An 8,176-nucleotide genomic window follows, 5' to 3' on the forward strand; every position below is an offset into this window, starting at 1 on the left:
GATCGGGGAGAAGAAACAACACGCTGCCCCCTATATGAGGGGGCAGCGTGTTGTTTCTTCTCCCCGTGGGAGCGGACTCATCCGCGATTGCAATCCCGATTCAATCGCGGACGCGGTATCAGCCCTGAGGCGCCACCATCTGCCCATCCCGCAACCGTTCGGCCCCGCGAATGACTACGCGGTCGCCCGCCTGGACCGGACCGCGAATCTCAATTCGATCGCCGCTGCCGATGCCCGTGGTCACTCGGGCCCGGCGGACACTGTTGTCTTCATTGACCACAAACACGCTGATGCCGTCGCTGCGCAGAACCAGGGCGTCGCGGGGGACTGCGAGGACTTCCTTGGCCTCGGCGGTGGGAATGCTGACGCGCACGGTCTGGCCCACCGGCAGCGAGGGCTCAAGGTCCAGACGCATTTCGAAGACGTGCCGATTCTCGGCACCCAGGGTGACCAGGGTGCGCAGACGGGCATCGTGATCTTCCCCGTCAGCGACAAAGCGCAGTGCCCCATTCACCTCCTGAAAGCGGTAGTAGGCCAGGGGCGCACGGGCGACGATCTCCAGGGACTCGGGGTTGAGCAGCCGGATTACCGGCGTACCCACCCCGACCCGTTCGCCGGCCTGGGCCCGGCGTTCGGCGACCACGCCCGGGAAGGGGGCGCGGATGCGACTGCGTTCCAGCTGGTGACGGACCTGGGCCAGGCGGCTTTCACTGACCGCTTTCTCGCCGGCGGCGGTGGCCCGCTCCGAGCGGATGCGATCGACCTCGGTAAAGGAGATCATGTCGCGCTCGGCCAGGCGTTCCAGGCGTTGTTGCTCGGCTTCCAGAAATCGCAGGCGAGACTGGATCCGTTGCACGTCCGCGGCCAGTTCGGTTTCCCGCAGCCGCAGGGCCACGTCCTCGATTTCGGCGAGGATGTCATCGGTGGCGACCCGGCTGCCGACCTCGGCCACATGCAGGAGCCGGCCTTCCACTTCCGCGGACAGGACCGCGTCGCTGCGGGAGACCACGGTGCCCGAGACCTGGAGACTGGGTGCCATCTGGGCCTGTTCCGCCTTGCCCAGGACCACCGGCGCGGGCGGCTGTTGGGCGGCCAGGTTCGGCGCCAGCAGACTCAGGGCAATCAGCAGGCCCATCCAGGGGCTGTGTTTGAATGTAATCACGCGGTGCGGACCTCCTCCTTGAGCCGCAGCAGGCTGGGCAGCAGGATCAGGGTAAACAGGGTGGAAATGGCCATGCCGCCGACGATCACCGCGGCCAGGCCACGGTAAACCTCGGTCCCGGCGCCGGGCATGAGCAGCAGCGGCAGCATGCCGAAGAGACTGGTGGTGGTGCTCATGAGAATCGGGCGCAGGCGCTGGCGCACGGCGGTCTCCACCGCCTCGCGCCGGCCCAGGCCCTCGCGCTCGCCTTCCCGGGAACGGTGCACCAGCAGGATGGCGTTGTTGACCACCAGGCCCAGCAGGATGATGAAACCGATCATGGTGAGCATGTCCATGGCCTGGCCGGTGGCAAGCCCCGCCAGGTTGAGGCCGATGATGCCGCCCACGGTGGCCATGGGCAGGGTCAGCAGTACCAGTACCGCATCCCGGAAGGAGCGGAACAGGGCGGCAATGAGCAGATAGAGGATCACCACGGCCAGGAGAAAGCTGCCCGACAGATTGCGCAGGGTCTCGCCCATGGCCTCGGCGGTGCCGCGGTAGGTGATGATGCCGTCAGCGGGCAGGGCGGCCCGGATCTGGGGGCTGACCCGGGTCTCGATGATGTCCAGCGCGGTTTCCAGGGGCATGTCCGAGGGCGGGGTCACCAGCAGGCTCAGGGTGCGGCGCCGGTCCACCCGGCGGATCTGGTTGGGCCCGGCGGTCTGCTCCAGGCGGGCCAGCTCGCTCAGGGTGGTGATCTCGCCCCTTGGGTTGGCCAGGGGCGTGCCCATGAGTTCTTCCGGCGTACTCCAGCCTTCACGGCGCAGGACGATGTCGAGCCGCCGGTCGCCGTCAAAGTAATCACCCAGGAAGGCCCCATCGCCCAGGGCGCGGAAGGCGGTGGCCACCTGGCCCCGGGTCCAGCCGGCCTCGGCGATGCGGCGATCATCCGGGATCAGGCGTAGTTCGGGTTCGGCCAGTTCCAGGCCGGGCAGGGGGCGAATGTTGGCCCCCGGCAGGGCCTGGTTCAGGGCCATGAAGCCGACCTGGCCGGCGACCAGCAGCTCCTCGAAGTCCGCCGCCTGCAGGTCCACCTGGATGCTGCGCCCGCCCCGGCCGATGAACAGCGGCGCGCGGTTGGCGCCGCCGAAGGTATCGGGAATGCCTTGCACGGCAACGCCGTTCACGAATCCCAACAGTTCATCGAAACGTTTCGGGTCTTCGGCCACGGCGCCGAAGAAGATGCCGCCGCCGAAATAGCCCAGGAACATGTCCTCGATGCGCGGGCCGTCGCCATCGGCCGTTTCGCCGTTGCCGGATTCGAGCAGCAGCGGGCGCATGCGCTCGTTGATCGGAGCGACGATTTCCGTTTCCGCAGTATCCACGCCCAGGCCCGGCGGGGTAACCAAGAAGCCGAACAGGAAATTGCGCTGGCCCTCCGGCAGATAGTCCGCCGGCGGGATCAACAAGGCGCCGATCAGGATGGGGACGGTGGTCAGGCCGCCGATCCAGGCCCAGCGCCGGCGGCGGGTGCCGGTGACGTCCATGATCACGCGGGTGCCCCGTTCCCACCAGTGGGCGTGCCGGTCTGTCAGTGGGCGGTCGCCGAGAAAGCGCCAGGCAGCCGCGGGCAGCACCGTGATCGCCACCAGCAGCGAGCAGATGATGGCGGCTGAGATCACCACCGCCAGGTCGGCGAAGAGCTGGCCGGCCTCGTCCTGAAGGAAGATCACCGGCAGGAAGATGGCCACGGTGGTGGCGGTGGAGGCCAACAGCGCGCCCCAGACCTGGCCGGTGCCCTTGAGAGCGGCGGTGTGGATGTCCTCGCCGGCTTCCCGGCGCCGTACGATGTTCTCCAATACCACGATGGCCGCATCCAGTACCATGCCCACGGCAAAGGCAAGGCCCGCCAGGGCGATCACGTTCACGGTCCGGTCGGCGGCATCCAGGACAAGGAAGGCGAACAGCAGACAGAGGGGAATGGCCAGGGCCACCATCATGGTGGCGCGGAAACGGCGGAAGAACCACCACAACACCCCGATGGCCAGCATCATGCCCAGGATCAGATTGGTGGCCACCATGTTGATGGATTGGGTGATGTAGACGGTGTCGTCATAGAGCTGCTTGATGGTCAGCCCGGCCGGATTGATATGGGTCCGTTCCAGTTCCGCCACCACGGCCTGGAGTTCGCCCATCACTTCCAGCACATTGACCCCCGGCTCGGGAATCACATTCATGGCGATGGTGGGCTCGGCGTTGTGGGTGATCAGGGCGCGGCGGTCGCGCATGACCCGCTCCACCGTGGCCACGTCCCGGAGATAGACCGGCCGGCCCTCGCGCCAGTCCAGGACCAGGTTTTCCATGTCGGCCACGCTGTAGCGTCCGGCAAAGCGCAGGGTATAGCTGCGTCGGCCCATTTCTCGAAAGCCGGCGGAGACGTCGTTGTTCTCGCCTAGCTGCTGGCCGATGCGGGACAGGTCGACACCGATGTTGGCGGCGCGGAAGGGGTCGAAGCTGATGCGGATTTCATAGGGGCGGCCGCCCTGGGGGTTGGCCGAGGAGACACCCGGAATGCGCTCGATGCGTTCCTTGACGACCTGCTCGACGAAATCCTGGTAGCCCTCGATGGGCTGTTCATTGCCCGGGGCGCGGCGGAGGGAGAACCAGGCGATGGTCTTGGCGAAGTCCTCGTCACCGACCCGGATGGTGGGCTCGGTGGCGTCCACCGGATAGCGCTGGACCTGGTTGAGGCGGTTGATGACCTCGATCAGCACCCGGTTGATGTCGGTGCCCACCTGGAATTCCAGGCTGATGGAGCCACTGCCCTGGCCGGCGGTGGCTACCATCCGTTCCAGGCCCGGGACGTCCCGCAGCAGGGCTTCCTGGGGCTCCAGGATTTCCGATTCCACCTCGGCTGGCGCCGCCGCCCGCCAGGCCGTGGACACGGTGATCGACGGGCGCTCGATATCCGGCGTCATCTGGATGGGCAGACGCGACAGGCTGATCAACCCGAAGATCACCAGCAGAATGCACCCCACCGCTACCGCAACGGGGTTGCTCAAGGCAATACGTGTAAGCGGCAAATCCCTTCCCCCCGACCGGCCTCAATGCCGTGATGTTCAAGGGGTGAATTGTAGAACAATGGGGGTGATTCGGGGGGGCTTTTGGGGCCACGAAATGGACACTAAATGTTTGGCCGTGCTGGGTGAGATGCGGCTTATCGGAACCCCCTGTAGGCGCGGATTCATCCGCGCAATGGCCGGAATCCGCCGCCCCGCCCTTCAATCCACCTGTACCCGCCGGCCATCCTCGATGCGGTCGCCGGGGTGGGTGATGAGGGTTTCGCCGGCTTCAAGCCCCTCGGTGATCTGGGTGCGCAGGCCGCTGCGGCGGCCGGTTTCCACCGCGCGCAGCTGGGCGCGGCCGCTCTCCACCACGAAGACATGCCATTGGTCGGCCCGGCGGAACAGGGCGCTGGTGGGGATGTGGATCACGTCCTCGCCCTCCCAGAGGATGAACCGGGCTTCCACCCGGAACCCGTCCCCGAGGGATTGCCATTTTTCCCGCGGGCTGCTGATCCGGACCATGACCGGCACCCTTTGTTCGTCCACGCCCAGGGCGGAGACGCGCATGAAGCCGCCGGGCTCGACCCGGCGGACTTCGCCGGCGAGGACCGCATCACCGCCCCAGCGGTCGATTTCCACCCGCATGCCGGGCCGGACCCGAACCGCGTCCATGGACAATAGGTCCACCTGGATCTCCAGGTCCGACAGGTCGCCGATTTCCATGATCTCTTCTCCGGCCTGGGCCGGGCCTTCGCAACAGCGGTTGCGGCGGGTGATGGTGCCGCTGATGGGGGCGCGTACCGCGAGCGTGGGTTGATCGGTGCGGGCCCGTTCGCCATCGGCAATCTCCAGGTTGGCGCGGGCTGCTTCCCGCTCGAAACGGGCGACCTCCACCGCATGGCTGGCCCCACGTTCGGCGGCGCGGGCGGCATCCCGTTCGGCGCGGGCGCGGTCGAGTTGCTCCGAGGAGACCAGATCGCGCTCGTGCAGGGCCTGGATGCGCTCGAACTCGGTCTGCGCCTGGCGGTGGCGTGTCTGGCGGGTTTCCAGCTCCGCCTCGGCTGCCTCCAGGCGGGAGCGGGCCGCAGCCACCGCCTCCCGGGCCTGTTCCCGGGCCCGAGGATCCAGCGCCGGGGCGGGCAGGGCTTCGAGCTCGAACAGGGTCTCGCCCGCTTCCACCTCGTCACCGGGCTCCAGTTCCACCCGGCGCAGATAGCCGTGAATGGGGGAGGACACCGTGTAGGGATCCCGCAGGCGGGTACGGCCCTCGTCCTCCACCCAGGCCTCGAAATGCCCCTGTTTCACCTGGGTCACCGAGATCGGCACCGGACTGGGCATGACGGCCAGGATCAACAGCCCCAGCAAGGCGAGACCGATCAGGCTGAGAATGATTTTCTTTCGGGTGCTCATAGCATTCACTCAACGGTTTTCAGGGCCGAAACCATGTCCAGCCGATACAGCCGGCGGGTGATCAGAAGTAGCGAGAGGATGGTCGCCACCACCACACCGAGGGCAGAGAAGGCATAGGTCTGGACCGATATCACAAAGGGAATACGGAACATGTCCATGGCCATGGCTTCACTCAGGGCCAGGGCAAAGCCGGTGCCCATCAGCCATCCCACCGGGATGGCAATCAGGGTGATCAGTGCCAGCTCGCCAATCAGAATCCAGGAGACCTCCGCCCGGGTGAAGCCCAATACCCGCAAGGTGGCCAGTTCCCGTTCCCGTTCCGCGAAGGCAATGCGGGCATTGTTGTAGACCACTGCGAAGGCGATGGAGCCGGCGAGCAGGAGCAAAAAGCCCATGGTGACCAGAACCGTGTCGGCGATGTATTCACGGATCCGTCGTTCGGCGTCGCCGATCAGTCCGATGCTGGCCACCCGGGGCACATCCCAGAGGGCGTCAAAAAGTTCATCGTTGCGGGCATTGTCAGTCAGAAGCCAGGCGCCGGAAATGGCAGGGCCTTCCCGCATCAGTCGATTCAGGGCGCGGCGTTCCATGTAGGCGCTCACCCCCAGGGGCTCGGAGACCACGCCGGCCAGTTCCACCTCCAGAGTCCGTCTGTGCCCTTCCAGGATTTCCACGGTCAGTGGATCACCGGGACGCAGCTGGAGATGATCGGCGAGAAAGTCGGTCAGCAGTAGCCCCTCCGGCGGCAGGCTGATGGGGCGGTGTTGTTTGTCGATCAGGCCCAGCAGTCGCGGTTCGGTGTCCATGCCCTGAATGCTGGTGCGGTAATCATGCTGCTCGTTGATCAGACGGACGGGGACATTGCGAAAGCCTTCGGCGAACTGCACGCCGGGCACATGCATGAGTTCGTTCAGTGACCGCTCCGGGGTGGGGTCGGTGAAGTGGAGAATGACATCGGACTTCTGGACCAGGCGGTACTGAGTGTCGAAAAGCTTGTCGACGGCACCGAACTGGAAACTGCCCACCAGCATCAAGGCGGCGGACAGGCCGATGCCCAGGGCGGAGAGCGTGGCCTTGAAACGATGGCGGGCCAGGTTGCGAAGAATGATGCGGGTACTCTGATCCAGCAGGCGTCCGAGACGGGACCGCTCGATCCAGCCCTGCTTGAAGGTCTCCGGGGCCGGCGGTCGCATGGCCTCGGCCGGGGCCAGGGACACGGCCCGACGCACTGCCCGCCAGGTACCCAGCGCTGCCGCGCCACCCGCAACCGCTACCCCCAAGAGGATATAGCGGGGCGCGATTCGGGCATCCAGCTCTGGAAAGCGAAAGTACTCCAGATAGACCTGGACCAGGTGGTCGGCCGCCCAGCCGCCCATCAGCACACCTGCCACTGCCCCTACCAGCACCACAATCCCGGTCAGGGCGCCATAGTGCAGGGCCATGTCCCGATTCGAATAACCAAAGGCCTTGAGCACGGCAATGGCCTGGCGCTGGGTTCGGATGATCCGGCCCATGAGCACGCTGAGCAGAAAGGCCGAGACCCCCAGGAATATGGTGGGCAGCATGACCGCCATGACCCGGAGCTGGTCGATCTCCTCCTCAAGGAAGCGGTGGGAGAGCTGATCATCCCGGTCATGGGCACCGATGCCGCCGTAAGGGGCGAGAATTTCGTCGATGGCGTCAATCACCGGCTCGGCGTCGGCGCCTGCCTGCAGGGTGAAGACCGCACTATTGAAGGCCCCATCCAGGTCAAAGGCATTGGCCACCGCCCGGCGATTCATCCACAGCACGGCAAAGCGTTCATAGTCCGGCAGGATGTCGGCCGGCCCGATCTGATAGATCCATTCCGGTGACAGGGCGATGCCGCTGACCGTCAGCCGTTCCTCGCGGCCATTGATGATGGCGGTCAGGCGGTCCCCGGCGCGCAGATCATGGGCCTCGGCGAAGGGTTCACTGATGGCGACCTGATCGGAGCGGCCCGGCTCGGGCAAACTGCCTTCCCGCAGGTAGAGGGCATTGATATCCGGCTGGCGTCCGTCGGGAATGGAATGCAGTTGCCCGCGGACCGGATCGCTGTAACCGGGCACCTCCAGACGAATGCCAGCCCGTATCCGGGTCTCGACGCGATTGACCCCGGGAATCGCGCCCAGACGTTCGCTGACCGATTCCGGTGCCCGGGTCAGTGCGACAAAGACATCGGCGAAGCGCTGTTCTTCATAGAAGCGTTGCTGGCTGTGCTGGATGGATTCCAGGTTGGTGACCGCCAGAATCAGGGTCATTACCCCGGCGGCAATCACCACCGCAATGGCGGCGACCTGGCCCTTGAGACGACCCAGGTCGCGCAGCAGCTTGCGGTGGATGGTCTTCACCAGTGCAGCTCCCGGGGCGACTTGCGAGTGTCGTTCACATGGACGTTGGCGACCCGCCCGTCACTCAGCTGGATCACCCGGTCGGCCATTTCGCCGATCACTTGGTTGTGGGTGATCACGGCGGTGGTGGTGTTGAGTTCCCGGTTGATGTGCTCAATGGCTTCCAGCACCCGAATGCCGGTTTTCGAATC

4 protein-coding genes and 1 pseudogene are annotated in these 8,176 nt (G+C 65.9%); all 5 read right to left on the bottom strand.

What is annotated here, in order from left to right:
* Positions 1–118: 118 nt before the first annotated feature.
* Positions 119–1,162, bottom strand: a complete 1,044-nt coding sequence (locus ACJWXQ_RS04620; protein ID WP_346051036.1) for an efflux RND transporter periplasmic adaptor subunit — start codon at positions 1,160–1,162, stop codon at positions 119–121.
* Entirely contained in the window at positions 1,159–4,224 is a 3,066-nt protein-coding gene (locus tag ACJWXQ_RS04625; RefSeq protein WP_346051035.1) for an efflux RND transporter permease subunit, read from the bottom strand. The genes ACJWXQ_RS04620 and ACJWXQ_RS04625 overlap by 4 nt, the downstream gene beginning before the upstream one ends.
* A 198-nt stretch (positions 4,225–4,422) precedes the next feature.
* The gene (locus tag ACJWXQ_RS04630; RefSeq protein WP_406672269.1) at positions 4,423–5,616 is read right to left on the bottom strand and encodes an efflux RND transporter periplasmic adaptor subunit; all 1,194 of its coding nucleotides are present in this window, start codon (positions 5,614–5,616) and stop codon (positions 4,423–4,425) included.
* 5 nt (positions 5,617–5,621) lie between these two features.
* Positions 5,622–7,985 (bottom strand): ABC transporter permease, encoded by a 2,364-nt coding sequence (locus ACJWXQ_RS04635; protein ID WP_346051033.1) that lies wholly within the window; start codon positions 7,983–7,985, stop codon positions 5,622–5,624.
* A pseudogene (locus ACJWXQ_RS04640) lies at positions 7,982–8,176 on the bottom strand (ABC transporter ATP-binding protein); the annotation flags it as partial. The pseudogene ACJWXQ_RS04640 and the gene ACJWXQ_RS04635, both read right to left, overlap by 4 nt.

It is taken from the genome of Natronospira sp., from assembly GCF_007134575.1.
Classification (GTDB): Bacteria; Pseudomonadota; Gammaproteobacteria; order Natronospirales; family Natronospiraceae; genus Natronospira; species Natronospira elongata.